Origin of the sequence: Fibrobacter sp. UWS1, assembly GCF_002300445.1 — a bacterium.
GTDB lineage: Bacteria > Fibrobacterota > Fibrobacteria > Fibrobacterales > Fibrobacteraceae > Hallerella > Hallerella intestinalis.
On the sequence record NZ_NSGW01000002.1, the window covers coordinates 319,010 to 337,353 of the forward strand.

The window sequence follows — 18,344 nt, forward strand, 5'->3', positions numbered from 1 at the left end:
TTGGGCGGGACAGATGTTGAAATACCATCTTTTGGTAAAGGCAATCCGCTTCAAGAAAGAGAGCATATACTAGGACAGAAATTTAGAGAAGTTTTTTTCCGTGGAGTGACTGCTGTTAAGGAGAAAGATCCTAACTTGATGCAATCGATATGGGATAAAGATTGTAAAGAATTGCCCTATTATTCGTATGGAGGTGGTGCCGACTTCAATTGGTATCACTCAATTATATCGCACAATAATCCTTCTATGTCAGGTATGCACATTCCTTCTTTGGCAAAGAAAACCGCTAATGTCGGGAATCTCCCTAGTCATCGACTGGTTATTGCGCAACAGTTGGCTAGACCTTATTTTCCTGAAATAGATGGTTTTCCATGGAATTTTAAAGAACAAAAATCGCAAAGTTTTAAAGATGACTGGGGTGCAATGCCTGACTATTTGATAATTGATACGTAGAGGATGTTTCTAGCCATAGATTTTTCTGTAGCGACTGCTATGAAATTTGACAAAGGATAAAATGAAGAACTTCACGAGGATTGCAATTTTTATTTTTGTGCAAATGTATGTGTTTGCAAAATGTCCAGTGAGTAGTGATGAAAGTCGATTAAGGTATGATTATGGACCATCTGTTTGGCTGATTTGCGACTATCAAAATGGTCGTTTGATTTCAAGGTTTTTGCATCAATTTTATGAAGTAACCACTGTAGATTATTACTCCAATGGTTTGCCCAAAGAATATAATTTACGTTCCATTAATGGTAGGGGGAGCTGTATTTTGAAAATAAAAAATATAATCCTCGGGGAATGTTGATAAGTAGTGAATGGTATAGTGGGGAACCGAAGTGGATATGCTCTTATTTTAAAGGTTATAGATTAAAATGTTATGATTATAGCTATGACCTAGTATATGAAGATCCTGTTGAATATGTCACTGAATATGAGTTTAACGATTAAAAGTTAAAACTAGATATTTGTTGTCTTGGTTTTTGAAAAAGCCGAAAATTGGTAGTTCTTTAAACTAAAACAAAAATCTCGTATCGTTTTTCATATATGATTCGAACGGCATTTTAAATTTATTTATCTTTCTTCCCATGAAGAAAACCATTGTCATTACCGGTGGCGCCGGTTTTATTGGAAGCCATGTTGTCCGTCTTTTTGTGAACAAATATCCCGAATACAGGATTATCAACTTGGACAAGCTGACCTATGCGGGGAACCTTGCAAATTTGAAGGATGTCGAGGACAAGCCGAATTACCGGTTTGTGAAAATGGACATCTGCGATTTCGACGCTTTTTACAAATTGATGCAAGAAGAAAAAGTGGATGGGATTATCCATTTGGCGGCGGAAAGCCACGTGGACCGCTCCATCAAGGATCCGTTCACCTTTGCCCGCACCAACGTGATGGGGACGCTATCCCTTTTGCAGGCGGCTAAATTGTATTGGGAATCGCTGCCGGAAAAGTTCGAAGGCAAACGCTTTTACCATATTTCGACGGACGAAGTTTACGGTGCCCTTTCGATGACGCATCCGGAAGGCGTGAATCCTCCTTTCACGACAACGGCTTCGAGTTCGGAACATCATAAGGCTTATGGCGAGGATTTCTTTTACGAGACGACCAAATACAATCCGCATTCTCCTTATTCCGCTTCCAAGGCGGGTTCCGATCATTTTGTGCGGGCTTTCCACGATACCTACGGGCTTCCGACGATTGTCACGAATTGCAGCAATAACTACGGCCCTTACCAGTTTCCGGAAAAATTGATTCCGCTATTTATCAACAATATCCGTCATAAGAAGCCGCTCCCGGTTTACGGCAAAGGCGAGAATGTGCGCGACTGGCTTTTTGTCGAAGACCATGCCCGCGCCATCGATTTGATTTTCCACAAGGGAAAGGTGGCGGAAACGTACAACATCGGTGGCTTCAACGAGTGGAAAAATATCGATATCGTGAAAGTCGTCATTAAAACGGTCGATAGGCTTCTCGGGCGTGCGGACGGCGAGGATTTGAATCTGATTACCTATGTGACGGATCGTTTGGGTCATGACGCCCGCTACGCGATTGACAGTACCAAGCTGCAAAGGGAACTGGGCTGGGAACCGTCGCTCCAGTTTGAAGAGGGAATCGAAAAAACGGTGCAGTGGTATTTGAATCATCAGGAATGGCTCGACAGCATTACGAGCGGCGATTACGAAAAGTATTACGAGAATATGTATTCGGGTCGTTGAAATTTTTTGTATGAAGCAGATTGCGTTTATAGACTTGTTCGCCGGAATAGGAGGTATTCGTCTTCCGTTCGATGAGTTGGGCTATAAATGCGTTTTCAGTTCGGAATGGGATGCCGCAGCGGCGAAAACCTATGAAGAAAATTTTGGTGAAAAACCTTACGGAGACATCACTAAAATTTCTTCCAAGTCGATACCTCGCCATGATTTGCTTTTAGCCGGTTTCCCCTGTCAGGCTTTTTCCATTATGGGAAAAATGGAAGGATTTGCTGATACTCGAGGAACAATGTTTTTTGAAATTCAGCGGATTTTGGAATACCACAGGCCGCAAGCAATTCTTCTGGAAAATGTCAAACAGCTGGTTTCTCACAACGGTGGAAAAACGTTTTCGACAATTTTATCCATATTGGAGCATCTTGGTTATCACGTCAAGTATAAAGTATTGAACGCTCTGGATTTTGGCGTTCCGCAAAAAAGGGAGCGCATTATTATCGTTGGATTTAGAAACCTTAGCAAGGCAAAAAAATTCAGTTTTGATTTTACTCCGATTCCTTATAGTTTGTCGCAAATCCTGGAACGGGATGAGGATGTGGATAAAAGTTTGTTCGCTTCAGAAATCATCCGAAAAAAACGATTGGCTCGTGTGCAGGATAAAGAAATTTTCTATCCATCAATATGGCACGAAAACAAATCCAAGAATATCTCGGTTTTGCCCTACAGTTGCGCTTTGCGTACAGGTGCTTCCTATAATTATCTTCTAGTGAATGGTGTTCGTCGTTTATCCAGTCGCGAACTGTTGAGACTACAGGGTTTTCCCGACAGTTTTAAAATTGTGGTTTCCCATAGCGAAGTCAGGCGACAGACGGGAAATTCGGTTTGTGTGCCTATGATAAGAGTCATTGCCCAAAAAATCAAGGAATTGCTATGAATAATTTGCCCGAACCAAAATTACGAGATGGAAATAAACTGCACAAAAACGAAGTCTTTCGTGAAGGGGAATTCGGCGATGATGTCGTTAAAAAAATTGGAGCACGCATTGTTTATTTGATATACACAGGGCGAAATGATCTTAGTGGGGATGATTGGGCGGATATTTTTGCTGCCAGTGTCGGGGGGCAGTCGTTTAATTCTCCGATAGGAATCGCGGATGTTGCTTTAAATAAATGCGCATGGTCTATGAAAACGGTCAAAAATTCCAGTCCGTTTAGTGCTACTGCGGTAAGGCTTATTTCTGGTCGTTGTTCTCCGGACTATAGTTATGGAATTGAAAATCCCCATGATGATGTTCAAAAAACGGGAAATGCGGTTCTTGCCATTTATAATAGTCGAGTCCAGATTTCCTATGTGGATTACAATCCTGTTCGAACTTGTGTGCTGGTTCGGAACCCTTTGCTTTCAGAATTTGTGTTGTTTGAGCATCGGTTGGAAAGTTATGCGATAGCAGATTACCGATGGACAGAAAACGCCAAAGGAAATTTTGAAGGAATTCGAAAAGCGGATGACCAGCATTGTTTTACATGGCAGCCCCATGGAAGTCAGTTCACTATTGTGGAGCGAGTGCCTGATACAGCGGTTAAATTTCGCTTGCGAATTCCGGAACGATTGCCGCTAGAAGTCGCTTTGCAGAATATGAATTTTGATGATTCCTGGGTAAGCATAATAAAATAATTCTAATTTTTTACCATTAATAGAGAGTGGTTATGTCTAAATTCAATTTTATTTCTACAGATATTGAAGATGTGAAGATTATTGAACCGACCGTTTTCGGCGACGCCCGTGGCTATTTTATGGAAACTTACAGCGAAAAAGAGTTTTCGGAAAACGGCATCGCGGTTCAGTTTGTGCAGGATAATGAATCCCGCTCCCGAAAGGGCGTCCTTCGCGGTTTGCATTTTCAAAAGCGGAATCCGCAGGGGAAACTTGTCCGCGTCATCGAGGGCGAAGTTTTTGATGTGGCTGTCGATTTGCGCAAAAGCAGCGCAACCTTTGGCAAGTGGGTCGGCGTCACGTTGTCGGCGGAAAACAAAAAGCAGTTCTACATTCCGGAAGGATTTGCTCACGGTTTTGTGGTGTTGAGCGAAACGGCGGCTTTTGTGTATAAATGCACTCGGCTGTATGCCCCCGGGGACGAAGGCGGTCTGATGTGGAATGATCCTCAAATTGGAATCGAATGGCCGGTTGGAAAAGATTTTGTTCCGATTTTGAGTGAAAAAGACATGAAGAATCCGTCGCTGGAACAGCTGGACTGGACTTTTTGATTTTCAAAATTTTATTTTTCCGCGTAATGAAGAATATCTTAGTCCTTTGTACCGGTAACGTCTGTCGCAGTCCGACTGCTGCTTTTTTGCTTCGGAGGGAACTCGCTGGCGTTGACTGCTCGATTCGCAGCGCGGGCATCGCGGCTGTTTTGAACTCTTCTGCGGAAGAGTTGGCGCAAAAAGTCGCTCTGGAACATGGACTCGATATATCTTCCCATCGCTCTTGCCAAGTAACGATGAATATGCTCCAGTGGGCGGATCTTGTTCTGGTCATGGAAAAAATGCAGAAGATGAGTCTGCTTTCCCGTTATCCGTGGCTTCAGGGAAAAATTTTCCGTTACGGGGAACCGCAGCAGGTCGATGTTCCGGATCCCCACGGGCATTCCGAACATTCATTTCGCATGTCCTGGAATTTCATCGAAAAAATGACTCCGTATTGGGTGGAAAAAATTGCCCATCCCGAAGGAAATAATTTATGCCGGTAGAAAAGAAACGCGCCAATCAGACTAATCCTTGGGATGATCTTTTTCGCGACATTTTAAACAATAAGCTGACGGTGATTCTGTTTGTCGTCGCTTCGGCGATTGCGGGTGTGCTTGTTGCGCAATATACGCGTCCGGTTTATGAAGCCAACGCGTTGATTCAAGTGAAAACCAGGTCGAATTCCGTTGCGGCAATGCTCGGGGATATCGGTTCGTTTTTGGGAATGGGCGGGGGGTCTGCGGAAACGGAAATCCAGTTGATGCAGAGTCGCCGTATTTTAGAAGAAGTGGTGGATTCGTTGGGACTTCAGAATAACGCGGAACCTTTGGGAATCGTGGACCGTTTTTTGCACCGGGAAGGCCGTGTGGATATTCGCTATCTGTATTTTCCGGATACGTCGGTGATGCCCAGCGATCGTCGCGGAGAGCCATGGACTTTGGTGGTGGACGATTCTGCGAAATTTTCTTTTTATGACGACTTGGATCAGAAGGTGCTGACTTGCGAATTGGGAAGGCTTTGTGCTGTTCCTTATCAGGGGGATTCCGTTAAAATTCAAGTGTCATTGATGAACGTTCGCCCTGGACAGAAATTTGAAGTGACGCAGACTTTGCTGATTCGGGCGATAAATGCGGTTATTGGGAATTTGACAATTTCCGAGCAGGGCAAAAAAACGGGAATTCTTTCTGTCGCTTATCAAGATTATCACTTGGAGAGGGCGAAATGGGTGGTGGACACTCTGACGGCGATTTATTTGCGGGTGAACGAGGAATTTGCTTCGACGGATATGAAAAATTCGTTGCAGCTGTTGGAAGACCAGCTGCCGGAAGCTCGGCGCGTTTTGGACAGTCTTATGGACGCTTTGAGTGCTTACCGGGAGTCGAAAGGTTCCGCGGACATTGAAACGGAAACGAAAATCGCTTTGGAGTCCCGTTTGCGTTTGCAGCAGAAGGTCATAGAATTGGAACAGCTGCGGGAAGAAAAAGCACGTCTTTTTGATCGCTCGCATCCTTTTATTGTGACGACGGATAAGCAGATCTCGGCACTGAAAAAGGAGATTGCACGCAGCGATGATGAAACGAAAAAATTGCCGGAAGCCCAGCGGAAAATTTTAACGATGACTGCTGAAGCGCAGTTTGCCCAGAATATTTATGCCGACTTGCTGAAGCGTATCGAACAGATGCGGCTTTTGGTCGCTGGCGTTTCGGAATCCGCTCAAATCATTGACGCTCCCGATGGAAATCCGAAACCGGTAAAGCCGAAAAAGAAGATGATTGTTGCCGTATTCCTATTTATGGGATTGTGCGGTGCTCTTGCTTTTATTTCCGTGCGAAAAAAGTGGCGAGGGGTTACAGATCCAGTGGCCCTTTCCAAGGAGACGGGAGCTCGGGTATATGCTTGGATTTTGAATGGGGAACAAAAAGCGCAGGACGGGTTGGACATGCTGCGGCTGTCTTTGGATTTGGACGCTGCTGGAACAAGCCGAGTCATCTGTTTTACCGGCTTGTTGCCTGGTGTCGGGAACTCGTTTGTGGCACGGCGCACGGCGGAACTCTTTGCCAAGGAAGGCAAAAAGGTTCTTTTGATCGACGCCGATTTGCAGCAGGGCGGACTCAGCAAATTTTTCAAAACGGAACAGAATTCCGGGCTGGTCGATGTTTTGGCGGGGACCTCTTCGCTTCAGGCGGCTGTTTGCCATACGGCGATTTCGGGACTGGATTTGCTTCCGTCGGGGCGTTTGCTGCTGTGTGCCGAAAGCGTGTTTGATACCGAAAAGTTCAAAAATTTCCTGTTGCTGGCTAGGGATGGCTACGATGTGGTGATAGTCGATTCGCAGTCTTTGCAAAATTCGATGGATGCTTCCGTTCTCGGCCAGAATGCCGACGAGATAGTTTTGGTCTTGGAATACGGTCGTCATAAAATCAACGACGTACAAGAGAGTTTGTCTTTACTTTCCAAGGCGACGCGCCCGCTTAAAGTGATGGCGTTTAACAAGTGTGAAAAACCAATCTATATAAATAAAACTGGGAGTAACAAATGATAAATTTGATTCTTTGCGGCGGCTGCGGAACGCGCCTTTGGCCTGTAAGTCGCTCCCTGATGCCGAAACAGTTTGCCAAGTTGTTTGATGGATTCTCCCTTTTTCAGGGAACGGTGGTCTCCAATTCAATCGCATGCGAATCTCAGTATGTTATTAGCAATGCGGATCAGTATTTTTTGGCGAAGGATCAGCTTTCCGAACTTTCGGAGAGCGGGCACCATCCGCGTTTTATGCTGGAACCTGTCGGGCGGAATACGGCACCGGCGATAGCCCTTGCTTGCCTTTCTTTGGATCCGAATGCGATCGTTCTCGTTTCCCCGTCCGATCATGTCATTCGCAAAAAAGAGGAATACTTAAAAGTTCTGGCAAAGGCGGAAAAATTGGCGGAAGCGGGGCATCTTGTCACTTTCGGCATTTCGCCGACGGGTCCCGAAACCGGTTATGGCTACATTGAAGCCGACGGTGAAAATGTCAAACGTTTTGTCGAAAAACCGAATCTGGAAAAAGCGAAGGAATATCTGGCCAACGGAAACTTCTTCTGGAACAGCGGCATTTTTTGCTTCAAGGTTTCGACATTCCTCGGCGAATTGGAAAAGTACGCTCCCGATATGTTTGTCGCCTGCAAGTCGGCATTCGTCAAAGCGAAAAGGGAAAATGAACTTCTCCGGGTGCAATACGAAGACATGGTGGAAATTCCGGCGAATTCCATCGACTACGCGGTGATGGAAAAATCGAATAAGGTCAAAGTTGTTCCGTCGGATATCGGCTGGTCGGATCTCGGTTCCTTTGATGCGCTTTACGGTGAATTCCCGCATGATGAAGCGGGCAATAACGTGAACCCGAAACACTTGCCTTTGGGCACGACCAATTCTATGGTGATAGGGCAGCAGCGTCTTGTTGCGACCATTGATTTGGATCAAATGCTGGTGGTGGATACGCCGGACGCTCTTCTGGTGGCTCCTCTTTCTTCCAGCCAGAAGGTGAAAGCGGTTGTCGAAAAACTGAAGCAGCGGCGTTCTCCTTTGACGGATGTTCCGCAAACGGTTTCGCGTCCGTGGGGAACGTATTCTGTTTTGGATGACAACGAGCGTTATAAAATCAAACGTATCGTTGTTAAACCGGGCAAGCGCCTTTCTCTGCAAAAACATTTGCACCGCTCGGAACATTGGGTCGTCGTGAGCGGCACGGCAACGTGTACGGTGGGCGATAAGACTTTCTATGTGCGCTCCAACGAATCGACTTACATTCCGATGGGCGAATTGCACCGTTTGCAAAACGAAGGAAAATTGCCGCTGGTCATTGTCGAAGTCCAAGTCGGAGAATATACGGGAGAAGACGATATCATCCGTTTGCAGGACGATTTCAAGCGCTCTTAGTTTTTGAAAATGGGCGGCGTGTAGCTTGTACGCCGCTCATGCTTTTTATGCAAGAGCGATTCTTTTTCCGAAGCTTCTATTAAAAAGAAAAATGTTCATTTAGGAGAAACGGCATCTTGCCGTTTTTTTTTGTGTGAATTTTAACAACCTCATTTCCGAAAAGGGATTTTTGGGGAAAATGAATTTTAGTCGCCTCCTTAAAAACAAAAGGAATGCAACCGCATCCCTTGTTCGCACTTTGGATTAAGCAGGAGATCAGTTTTCTTCCGGTCCCATGTATTCGACGACGAAAATCAGCGTGGCATTACCGGGAATGGGTCCGCCTCCGCGGTTTCCGTAGCCCAACGCTGGCGGAATGACGAGAACGCGCTTTTCTCCGGGGAGCATTCCTTCGACACCGAGATCCCATCCGCGGATGACGCTGCCCTTGCCGAGCGGAAAATTGAAAATCTGTCCGCGCTCGCGGGAACTGTCGAACTTTTTGCCGTCCGAAAGGAATCCCGTGTAGTGAACACGAACGTTTTCTCCGGTTTTTGCCCCTTCTCCGAGGCCTTCACGGACAATCGCGTATCGCAATCCTTCGGGGCCGTCCTGCAAATTCAACTGGGTCGTGTCCGGGAAAAAGTCCATCGTCTCGGCCAAGAGTTCGTCCTTTTCGACTTGGAGCATTTCCACGCGGAAAATCAGGGTGGAGTTCGGGGGAATCGCGCTGTAGGTTTTGGCACCGTATCCCATGGAAGGACTGATTTTCAGCCAGCGAATGGTTCCGGGAGAAACGCCGTCCAATCCGACTTCCCAGCCGTTGATCAGGCGTCCGCCCCCAAGAACGGTCGTCAGCGGTTTCCCGTAGTCTTTGGAACTCGAAAACTTGCGTCCCGAAGAAATCCAGCCGGTGTAATGGGTTTGAATTCGGGTCCCTTGAGCCGCAGCAACTCCTGAACCGACTTTTTCGTCCCAGAATTGTACGCCGTTGCCCAATTTTTGCCATTTCGCTTTTTTGCTGTCGGCGAAATTGTCCGGTTTCAGGGGCGGATCCGCAGAAACCAGCTCCACTTCAAAATACAAGTCGGAACGGGCGGGGATCGGACCGATTTCCCGGTCGCCATAGGCAAGCTGGTATGGAATGGACAGCTTTCGGATTTCGCCGATTTTCATCCCCAAGAGTCCGCGTTCCCATCCGGGAATGACTTGGCCTGTGCCCAGCGCAAATTCCAAGGGTTCTCCGCGGTCGTAGGAATTGTCGAACATGGTCATTGCGGAATCGGCCAGATAGCTTTTGTAATGGACCCGAATAAGTTGTCCGTTTTGAATGGGCTCGCCTTCGCCCTCTTTCACCGTGACGACTTCGTAGGGAATGGCCCAAAGATAAGCGGAAAAAAGAAGCAGGAGGCAAAAAAATCTGTTTATACGCATGTGATCACCTGCGCTCCAAAATAGAAAATGCTAGTTTTTTTGGACACAGGCAGGTTGAATAACATGGATTTGACAATCATTTTCATTCTGATAGCCATCGTGCTGCTCTCTTTGGTGCTTGCCGGTTTGGGAGCTTATGTGGTCATTCACAATTCGGATGAAAAGGAAAAGGAATCGGCCTCTCCGGTCATCGATGTCTCTGGCCAGTATGCGGTGATTGTTCGCCCGGCTCGTGAATCGATCGAAAAGGTAAAACCTTCTTTGGAAGACCTGGCGAAATGGCTTTCTACCACGGGCACTAGTCCAGAGGAGCAGGCTCGCTTGATCGAGTCCTGGAAAAAAAGTATCGACGATGTGGTCAAGGTGGTCGATGAGGGCGATAGGAATGGAACGGTGACTTACCGCATTGTGATTGGTCCAAGGAGCCGTCCGTTTTGTAATTTCTTGAGCGACGACAACTATGTGACCCGGGAACAGATTCGGAACCACGCAGAAATTTTGCCTCCGTATGTTCTGGGCTGCGATTGCCGTCTTGTACCCAAGCTCCCTTGGGAAAATCCGGGAAAGGCTGGCTGGAAAGCCCTTGTTCCGGAAAATGGAGCTTACAGCGTTCCCGATTGGAGACACATTGCGTAAAATTCTTCTTTTGTCTTTCCTCTGTTCGGCGGCATCTTTTGCGGCGAACTCGGCGATTATTACTTTGGAAATGCCCGTTGGTACGCGTCAGCTGGGTATGGGCGAAACCGGAGTCGCTATTGCGGACGACGCTTCGGCTTTGTATTACAACCCCGCAGGTCTCGCTTTTGGACCTTTGGCGAACGAGTGGGAAGTTTCTCTGGAGCAGAAATCGGATAAAGTCCCGGCGATAACCAAATTGGCTGCAAAAGGTCGCGCCGGCTTTTTTGAAAAAAGCGAAATTTGGGCGGGAACGAACAACGGCATTCGCCATTATGACGGCGAGCACTGGTCCGATTATTTTGTGGTCACGCTGGAAGGGCAAGAGAAAATTCGCGATGCGGTTCGTGTCTTTGCGGGAACGGAATCGGGTTTGGACGAATACACCCGGAAAGTGAAAAAATTTAACGACGTGCAGAATGACGTGGACGAATCCTATGTGCGAGATGTGAAAATCCCTTGGAATCTGGTGGTCGGCGATACCGTGACGGCTCTTTTATATGACGCGCGAACCGAAAAATTGTGGGTGGGCACGCCGAAAGGACTTTTCCGTTTTGACGGCAAGACCTGGAAAAATTATGAATCCGAATTGGGAACTCCGCGTGTGACCGCTCTCGCAAGTCAGGGGGCGACGCTTTGGATTGGAACGGACAACGGACTTTTTTCTTATAGAAATGGCGTTGTGGAACAAAAGGGAAAAGTGCTTCCCAGTCAAAAAATCAACGCGATTGCCTGGTCCGAATTCAAAGGGGAACTTTATGTGGCTGCGGATGGAGCGGGCATCGCTCGCCTTGTTCCCAAAAAAGGTTCCAATACCAAAGACCGCTGGAGCCTGTTCAACGAAGAAGATGGCTTGATGGATTTGCATTCGACGGCTCTCGTGGTGGATTCTTCGGGGCACGTCTGGTCGGCGCACAACGGTGGACTTTCGCATTTTAATTTGCGCAAGTGGGAGCAGGTCCGTTTTGAAAGCAACGTGGTCAATGATCTGGCTGTTGCCAAAGACGGCGCGGTTTGGATTGCGACGAATAAGGGCGTGTGGCGTCATTTACCGGATTATGCGACCTCTTCTGGAAAAAAAGCCGAATTGGAACGCAAACCGGAGGAACGGGGAAATCAGCAGTCCGAAGACGAGTGGGAGCATTTCCATTCGGGCAACGGGCTTTCTTCGAATCATGTCTGGGCGGTTCTTCCGCAGGCGAATGACGTCTGGTTCAGCACGAGCACGGGCATAGAACGTTACAAAGACGCGGATTATCAGCTCACCTTTTTCTACGAAAAATTGTTGCCGGTTTTGAATATCCCGGATTTGTATCATCTGTTTGCGGGTTTGACCATTCCCCTTGCCGAATGGGGAACTCTGGGCGTCTCCGTGAATTTTGTGTCGTTTGGCGAAACGGTCGTTTCGACGGATGACGAAAGCTCCACGAATTCCAATAGCTCGGAAGTTGTCGGGGCCATCAGCTACGGAACGAAGCTTTCGCAAAAATCTTCTATCGGCTTGTCGATTAAATTTTTCTATTCGGACTTGAGTTCCGGGGCATCGTCTAGCGGCGATGAAGCGACGACTTTCAGCTACGCCTTTGACGTGGGCTTTTTGCGCCGGGACTTTTTGATTCGGGATTTGAGCGCGGCGATTGTGCTTGCCAATATCGGCCCGAGCGTTTATTACACCGACAAGTCGGATCAGGACCCGATTCCTTTGACTTGGCGTCTGGGGCTTTCCTACGAAATTTTGAATACTCTCGACCATCGTTTGCTGATAGCCGCCGATTATAACCGCACTGTCGTTTATGACGATGATAAAGGCGACCCGGAACCGTTCTATACGGCGATGTGGAAAAGCCTGATTCATCCGGAACTCGGCGGGCATGGCGCGACGCGTTTCAAAAATTCCTTGCTTCAGGGCATTTTCAATGTCGGCGCGGAATACACCTATTCCAATACGGTCGCTGTGCGAATCGGTTATCTTTACGACAAGACCGGCAAGCGCAACGAAGTGGATTTGGGCTTGGGCGTGATGCTCTCGGACGTGCTGGAATTTGATATTGCGACCATCAAGGATGTGGGCGACAACGACGGCGTTCGCGATGGGCAAATGCGCTTTGGAATGATTTTCAAATTCTAATGCAACCTCCTATCAACTATCAGAAACTGCTCGACAATTTGCTGTGCCGCTTGGAGAAAAGCGGGGAAGTGCCGACCCTGCTGTTGCATTGTTGCTGCGCTCCGTGTTCAAGCTACGTTCTGGAATATCTTTCGAATTATTTTCGGATTACGACGTTTTATTACAACCCGAATATTTACCCTGCCGAAGAGTATGCGCATCGCGTGTCGGAACTCAAGCGTTTCGTTTCGGAATTTCGGACGAAATTCCCTGTCCGGTTTTTGGAAGGAAATTATGATCCAGAACGTTATTATGCGGCGGTCAAGGGTTTGGAAAAGGAGCGCGAAGGCGGGGCGCGTTGCGTCAAGTGCTTTGAACTGCGCTTGGGCGAAGCGGCGCAACTGGCTAAAGAATTGGGCATGGATTATTTCACGACGACGCTTTCGATAAGCCCGATGAAGGATGCGACCCTGCTGAATGAAATCGGCGAAGCGATGGCGCAAAAATTTGGAGTGAAACATCTGCCGTCCAATTTTAAACGCAAAGGCGGCTATAAGCGTTCCATTGAACTCTCCCGCGAATATAACCTGTATCGCCAGAATTTTTGCGGCTGCGTGTATTCCAAACTCGAAAGGGAAAAGGCGGAAGCAGAGAAAAATTTGTGATGAATTAGAAAATTCTCTGGCCTGGAATTTTTGATCAGTTCTTTCCCTCGTTTTCTTTGGAGCTGCCTTTTGTTGGCAACATATTCTACTTCATTAAAATTGATTTTGTACAAATGACGAATGCTTGTGAAATTTATTCTTCGTTTTTTTCGCTAGATTCTTTGTTAGAAAAATTTGACAGACACTTCTAAAAATATTTTGATAAAGAAAAAGAGTAAGATTGAGCAATGCCGGGAACGAGAAAAATCTCCGCGTTGTCGCCACCCCGAAATGCGAAATGAGGGAGCAATCTTCGACAAACCTGACGCCCTGTTTAAAGATTGCTTCACTACGTTCGCAAAAACGTGGAGCGCAATGCGTCGCAATCCATTTTTGAAGATGAACTTTTAGAGGATGCCTAAGATGAATTATTCCGCATTGAGGTGACCGTTTTTATTCTCCATACAAACTTTTTGATTTGAACGGGAAATTGCTTCGTTCTGGAGTTCTCCGCGGTAGAACTCTCTCCACGCCGCCTTCGCCTGCAGTTCTCGAAATTGGCGGGAAAAGGAAATTCTGAAATAAAAACAGAAAATATTTTTTTTTGACTATATTTGTTCTGTATAGATGCGGGAGAATATAAATGTTCTATCGTTTTCTCATCTTGTTGCTGTTTTTTATCTGTTCTGCATCGGCCATCACGGTGGAAAGCCGTGACGAACAGCTTTCGAACGTCTCTCAAACATCCCTCCGTATTCGTCTTTTTAACGATTCTGGCGATTCGCTCAAAAACGTGGAATTGCGCTATTTTCTCTCGAAGAAGAAATTGCCGGTTCATGTAGAAAAGTATTATCCGGCAAATTTGCTTGCAGAAATGGTGTCCCCGGATTCTGGCTCGCCATTTTTGAAAATATCAATCCCCACAATTGCTCCCGGCGTTTTCCCGGACAGTGGGGCATTTCGCTGGGGTTGCATTTTGCCGATTGGAGCGACTTCGAAAAGGAGAAAGATTTCAGTTATCCTTCGTCGGAAAATTTCATTGCCACGGGGAAAATTGCGGTTTACATGAATGGGGAATTTGTACAAGGCGTTCTTCCGGGAAGCCTTTCGGAGGCGAATCCGTTTTCGCTACAGTCGGGTTCTGGAGTTTCTCTTTCTCCCGGAGAAAAGGTGCATTTCGCTTGGCGAGAAGTCGATGGGGCGAACAGCTACCGTTTGAACATTTTATCTGCGACGGATTCCGCGGTTGTTTTGCGACAGGAAACGGAAGCGACCAAGGTTGACGTGGCTTTGGATTCCGGGGAGTATTTGTGGAATGTGGAGGCTTCCGAATATGGTCTGGGGAGTGCCGCATGGAATTGGGACGTGAAGCCCTTGGACGACCTGTTTTGGCAACGGATTTCGGTTTTTACCGATACTGCCTGGATTCTTGAAAATAAGCTGGATGTGACACCGCTTGCCGCTCGCAAGGACACTCGGCTTTTGGATGTCAAATGGGGCGAAATGGCAGTGGCGCGGGAATGGGACAAGCCGCATTTGGGACACGGGCATTACGACGAGGAGGAAAGTTACCGCTGTTGGGCTGTCGGGGCGCAGGTTTTGAATCATTATTACGGTGGAAATATCACTCAGGACGAGATAAAGTTGAAGTTTAAAGGTTATCCGGGTCTAGCCGTTTTTTCGGATTCCGTTAAGGCAAAAATTCTTGGGGCGTTTTTGCATTATTATCAAGGAGGACTTGATACTATATATTTTTCTTCTTTGTTGCTTTGGGTATTGAATGATTATGCTTCTCTAATTCGCAAAGATTCTCTTCCATCGGAAAATGATGTAAAAACTTGGATTGATGCTGGCGTTCCTCTTTATGTTTGGACTGAACGCCATGTGATGATTCTGGATGCGTATCGGGTTTCGCTTTCGGGGCGCATGGATGTGCGCCTGTTGAATACGGACAACGACGGGACGGTGGAATGGCGGGTTTTGAAATCCTCCGCGCTGGAAGGCTTTATTGCGGCGACCGTGAACGGTCCCGTCCGGATGACCGACGCACGAATCCACACAGATGGCGACGATGACGGTATGATGGATTACGATGAAATCGAACGCTTTGGAACGAATCCGGGAAATTCGGATTCCGACGGCGATGGCATTGACGACAAAACGGAAGTGCTTTCTTATACGATACGAGATACTCTTCCTAATGATACAATGGGTCTAAGACGCGGTTTAAATCAATTGACTTTTGCGGATATAGATGAAGACGGACTTCGTGCAGAATTGGACTTTGATTCGGACGGTGGCGGTAAAGCTGACGGGGAGGAAGATAAAAATAAAAATGGATTGAAAGACGGTGACGAATCCGATGTATATGATGCCGGCGATGATTTGAAATTGGTAGAAATTGATTTGGATGTTCCTGATTCGATAACTCTTTATGCGTTAGGACGTTTGTCTGTGAACGATGGAGTGAAATGTCGTCAGAACTCAAAAAATTGTGACATTGCTTCGGAATCAAAAGATTCGGCTTATGCGGTAAATATAGGACGCAGTGCTTATGTTCGTCGGATTGATGCAAAAGGAGGCGTTTTGTTGAGAGATTATGCAACGGTTACTGGAAATATCCGAATTCATTCTTTGCCATTGCGCAATCTTTCTCTAACCTTGCAAAATAATGCGAATTTTAGTAGGACCTCTTTTTCTCAACTAGAAGCTCTTTGGCCCTATCGTGTTGCCGAACTGCCTGAAATGCAAAATGTGGGGCTGGCGACAAAAGAAATTTTCTATAACGAAAGTTATACTTTAAAAGACGGAGATAGGTTTAAAACGTTGAAGGTGCATCCCGGCGGAACGCTTTTGATTGAATCCGGCGAAATGTACGTCGGCAATATTCAATTGGAATCTGGCAGTAAGGTGCTTTTTGTGAATCCGGGAAAGCGAACCATTTTGCATCTGGACGGCAGCGTGATTTGGCGTTCTAGAGCTTTAAACGATGATTTGGAAAAAGTCGGTAAGGGTTTCAAAGTCATTCAGTATGGCACAGAAACAATGATCGTCGAAGGAATGTGGGCGGGGACGATTTTTGCGCCGAATGCAGATTTGATTTTAGGTCAATCCAATAAAAAACTTTACGGACGTTTTTTAGGCAAGAACGTAACCGTTCACCAATACGCGCAAGTTTATAGTGTTCGTTTTAATCCAGAAACAAACTCTGTTATCGCCAGGAGGAAATGATGAAAAGACTTGGGATGATTTTTTTAGTGCTTTACATGTTTGATTTCTCTCATGGATTCTCTCCTTTTTTCGGAGATTTTTGGTTGGACTTTATACAGATTGATACATCAAAAGTTCAGGAAAATATTTGTGAAGTTTATGCGGATGCTTTTGTTGATAGTACTAAAAAAGAAGATTTCCTTGGACGTGAAAATTGTTTTTATGGGGGAGGCACTTTGGGTATTTTATCTCAGTTAGATACTACTGTTGCATTCTATATTAACGATATTAAGCTCGGACCTTATTTTTATATAACAAGGCGGATTTTCGTCGCTAACGCGACTTAGGTTTGTAGTTTAACTTGCGTATAAATATACTCTAAAGGGGTCATAAAGTCAAGCCTTTTTCGAGGCCTGTTGTTCAGTTTATCCTGTATCCAGCGAACTTTCCGGGGAGAGATTCCCTTGAACGACTCCTTCTTGGGAAGATATTGGCGTATTAGACCGTTCATGTTCTCGTTGGCACCGCGCTCCCAGGAGTGGTACGGGTTCGCAAAGTAGTAATCCGCCTTCATAGCTTTCGCTATTTCTGCGTGACAGGCGAACTCCTTCCCGTTGTCCGAAGTGATTGTGAGAATCTTGACTTCGAACGTTTTCTCAAAGTCCTTCAGCGCCCTCACAAGCGTTCTCTTCAGGTCTTTCGCGTTCTTCGTCGGAAGATACCTTATCAGGCTGTAATTCGTCATCCTGTCGTTGATCGTGAGCAGGTTCGCGTCATGGTCCGCGCTGTTTATCAGGTCTATCTCGATGTCGCCTACGCGTGATTTCTCGTCCACGATTGCCGGACGTTCCTCGATGGGCACGCGGCCTACAATCTGGCCTCTCTTGTCCTTCTTCTCCCCGCGCTTACGGTATGGTTTCTTGCCGTGCCGCAAGTGCTTCTTCAGGTCCTCGTCCTTGTTCACATGCCTGTATATCGTGGCGACGCTAGGGACACCCATCCCATCGAGTTTCGCGCGTCCGTTCACCTGTTCGGGAGAGTAGTCTTCCTTGATTTTCCCGTCCACGATTTTCCAGTCGTCCTCGTCGTAGTCGTAATGCAGGTGACTTGTCGCGGCAAGGAGGTCTGCCCGTTCCTGCGACTTGACCGGGTCGTAATGCTGGCGGCCGCCGCCCCTGTTTAGTTCCCTGTAGATTGTGGATTTGTGGACCTTCAGCTGCAAGGCTATGTTTTTCGGGGGATCTTTGCCGCATTGAGCGCTCGTATTTCGTATCTTTGTGCTTGGTTGAGACTCACCGCCATGTCCTTTTTTGGTAGAATCGGCAAGGTAGAAAAGTTTCGGCCAGGTTCCCCAGGGGCTAGCCCTAGGGAACTTTTTTTCTTCCCGATTCAACCTATATCAGTCGCATTGACGGTGAAAATTCGCGCAAGAAATCAACAAGCCTGTGAGGGCGAATCTTTGGCGTGGTTAGAAACAGTAGGAACTCCGGGGACTCATCAATTTAGTGAAGTTTTGATTTTTGAACTTTTGCGTTTTCAAGAACTGGGCGTAATCACAAATGAACGAGATAGTTTTGAAATTCAATTAAAAGATACTTTGGCCTCAATGATTGCAAGAAAAGATTACTGCCCAGATTTGGAATCCACAGATGGCATGATCGGACCGAACTGCTGCTCTCTCGTGGAAAGCCCTTCGGCAATTCCTATGCGTTTTTTTGTGCAAAATACTTTTCGGGTGTCAAAAATTTCTCAAGGCAAATTCCATATCGACGGCGTAGCTCTCGGTTCTCCGTACAAACTTTTTGACCTGAATGGGAAACTGCTCCGTTCTGGAGTTCTCCGCGGTAGAACTATCGCCGCGCCACTCTCGCCTGCAGTTCTCGAAATTGGCGGGAAAAAGTTCTTATTGCGCTAAAGG

The 18,344-nt window shown here is 46.7% G+C and carries 17 protein-coding genes; 15 read left to right on the forward strand and 2 right to left on the reverse strand.

Features of this window, described 5'->3' with window-relative positions:
- The 8 genes from BGX14_RS11420 (at position 1) to BGX14_RS11455 (ending at position 8,377) form a co-directional block, all read left to right on the forward strand.
- Positions 1-453 (forward strand): hypothetical protein, encoded by a 453-nt coding sequence (locus BGX14_RS11420; protein WP_095879950.1) that lies wholly within the window; start codon positions 1-3, stop codon positions 451-453.
- Between the two features lie 635 nt (positions 454-1,088).
- Entirely contained in the window at positions 1,089-2,225 is a 1,137-nt protein-coding gene (rfbB, locus tag BGX14_RS11425) for a dTDP-glucose 4,6-dehydratase (protein WP_073304548.1), read from the forward strand.
- A 10-nt stretch (positions 2,226-2,235) separates the two neighbouring features.
- A complete protein-coding gene (locus BGX14_RS11430) occupies positions 2,236-3,150 on the forward strand; it encodes a DNA cytosine methyltransferase (RefSeq protein ID WP_073304546.1) in 915 nt (304 codons plus the stop codon).
- Positions 3,147-3,890: a hypothetical protein gene (locus BGX14_RS11435; RefSeq protein ID WP_198951207.1), complete on the forward strand. Its 744-nt coding sequence runs from the start codon at positions 3,147-3,149 to the stop codon at positions 3,888-3,890. The genes BGX14_RS11430 and BGX14_RS11435 overlap by 4 nt, the downstream gene beginning before the upstream one ends.
- Positions 3,891-3,922: 32 nt before the next feature.
- A complete protein-coding gene (gene rfbC, locus BGX14_RS11440) occupies positions 3,923-4,480 on the forward strand; it encodes a dTDP-4-dehydrorhamnose 3,5-epimerase (RefSeq protein ID WP_073304542.1) in 558 nt (185 codons plus the stop codon).
- Positions 4,481-4,506: 26 nt separating this feature from the next.
- On the forward strand, positions 4,507-4,965 hold the full coding sequence (locus BGX14_RS11445; RefSeq protein ID WP_073304540.1) for a protein tyrosine phosphatase: 459 nt from the start codon (positions 4,507-4,509) through the stop codon (positions 4,963-4,965).
- A complete protein-coding gene (locus BGX14_RS11450; RefSeq protein ID WP_095879951.1) occupies positions 4,956-7,001 on the forward strand; it encodes a Wzz/FepE/Etk N-terminal domain-containing protein in 2,046 nt (681 codons plus the stop codon). Before BGX14_RS11445 ends, BGX14_RS11450 begins: the two co-directional genes overlap by 10 nt.
- On the forward strand, positions 6,998-8,377 hold the full coding sequence (locus BGX14_RS11455; protein ID WP_095879952.1) for a mannose-1-phosphate guanylyltransferase/mannose-6-phosphate isomerase: 1,380 nt from the start codon (positions 6,998-7,000) through the stop codon (positions 8,375-8,377). Before BGX14_RS11450 ends, BGX14_RS11455 begins: the two co-directional genes overlap by 4 nt.
- A gap of 255 nt (positions 8,378-8,632) precedes the next feature.
- Here the strand turns inward: BGX14_RS11455 and BGX14_RS11460 are convergent, their stop codons facing one another.
- Entirely contained in the window at positions 8,633-9,790 is a 1,158-nt protein-coding gene (locus BGX14_RS11460; RefSeq protein WP_073304534.1) for an FKBP-type peptidyl-prolyl cis-trans isomerase, read from the reverse strand.
- 54 nt (positions 9,791-9,844) lie between these two features.
- Between BGX14_RS11460 and BGX14_RS11465 the strand changes: the two genes are divergently transcribed.
- From BGX14_RS11465 to BGX14_RS11490, 6 genes are all read left to right on the forward strand, one after another.
- On the forward strand, positions 9,845-10,426 hold the full coding sequence (locus BGX14_RS11465) for a hypothetical protein (RefSeq protein WP_158223309.1): 582 nt from the start codon (positions 9,845-9,847) through the stop codon (positions 10,424-10,426).
- On the forward strand, positions 10,419-12,593 hold the full coding sequence (locus BGX14_RS11470) for a PorV/PorQ family protein (RefSeq protein WP_233126534.1): 2,175 nt from the start codon (positions 10,419-10,421) through the stop codon (positions 12,591-12,593). The genes BGX14_RS11465 and BGX14_RS11470 overlap by 8 nt, the downstream gene beginning before the upstream one ends.
- Positions 12,593-13,237, forward strand: a complete 645-nt coding sequence (locus BGX14_RS11475; protein ID WP_095879954.1) for an epoxyqueuosine reductase QueH — start codon at positions 12,593-12,595, stop codon at positions 13,235-13,237. Before BGX14_RS11470 ends, BGX14_RS11475 begins: the two co-directional genes overlap by 1 nt.
- Positions 13,238-13,859: 622 nt before the next feature.
- Entirely contained in the window at positions 13,860-14,285 is a 426-nt protein-coding gene (locus BGX14_RS11480) for a hypothetical protein (protein ID WP_095879955.1), read from the forward strand.
- A complete protein-coding gene (locus tag BGX14_RS11485; RefSeq protein WP_095879956.1) occupies positions 14,282-16,447 on the forward strand; it encodes a hypothetical protein in 2,166 nt (721 codons plus the stop codon). Before BGX14_RS11480 ends, BGX14_RS11485 begins: the two co-directional genes overlap by 4 nt.
- Complete coding sequence (locus tag BGX14_RS11490) at positions 16,444-16,773, forward strand: hypothetical protein (protein WP_095879957.1); 330 nt, start codon at positions 16,444-16,446, stop codon at positions 16,771-16,773. The genes BGX14_RS11485 and BGX14_RS11490 overlap by 4 nt, the downstream gene beginning before the upstream one ends.
- Here BGX14_RS11490 and BGX14_RS11495 read toward each other — a convergent pair.
- A complete protein-coding gene (locus BGX14_RS11495; RefSeq protein ID WP_095879463.1) occupies positions 16,770-17,648 on the reverse strand; it encodes an IS30 family transposase in 879 nt (292 codons plus the stop codon). The two genes, BGX14_RS11490 and BGX14_RS11495, sit on opposite strands and share 4 nt — an antisense overlap.
- 30 nt (positions 17,649-17,678) lie before the next feature.
- Here BGX14_RS11495 and BGX14_RS15615 point away from each other — a divergent pair, with 30 nt between their 5' ends.
- The gene (locus tag BGX14_RS15615; RefSeq protein ID WP_158223310.1) at positions 17,679-18,341 is read left to right on the forward strand and encodes a hypothetical protein; all 663 of its coding nucleotides are present in this window, start codon (positions 17,679-17,681) and stop codon (positions 18,339-18,341) included.
- The last annotated feature ends 3 nt before the right edge of the window (positions 18,342-18,344 follow it).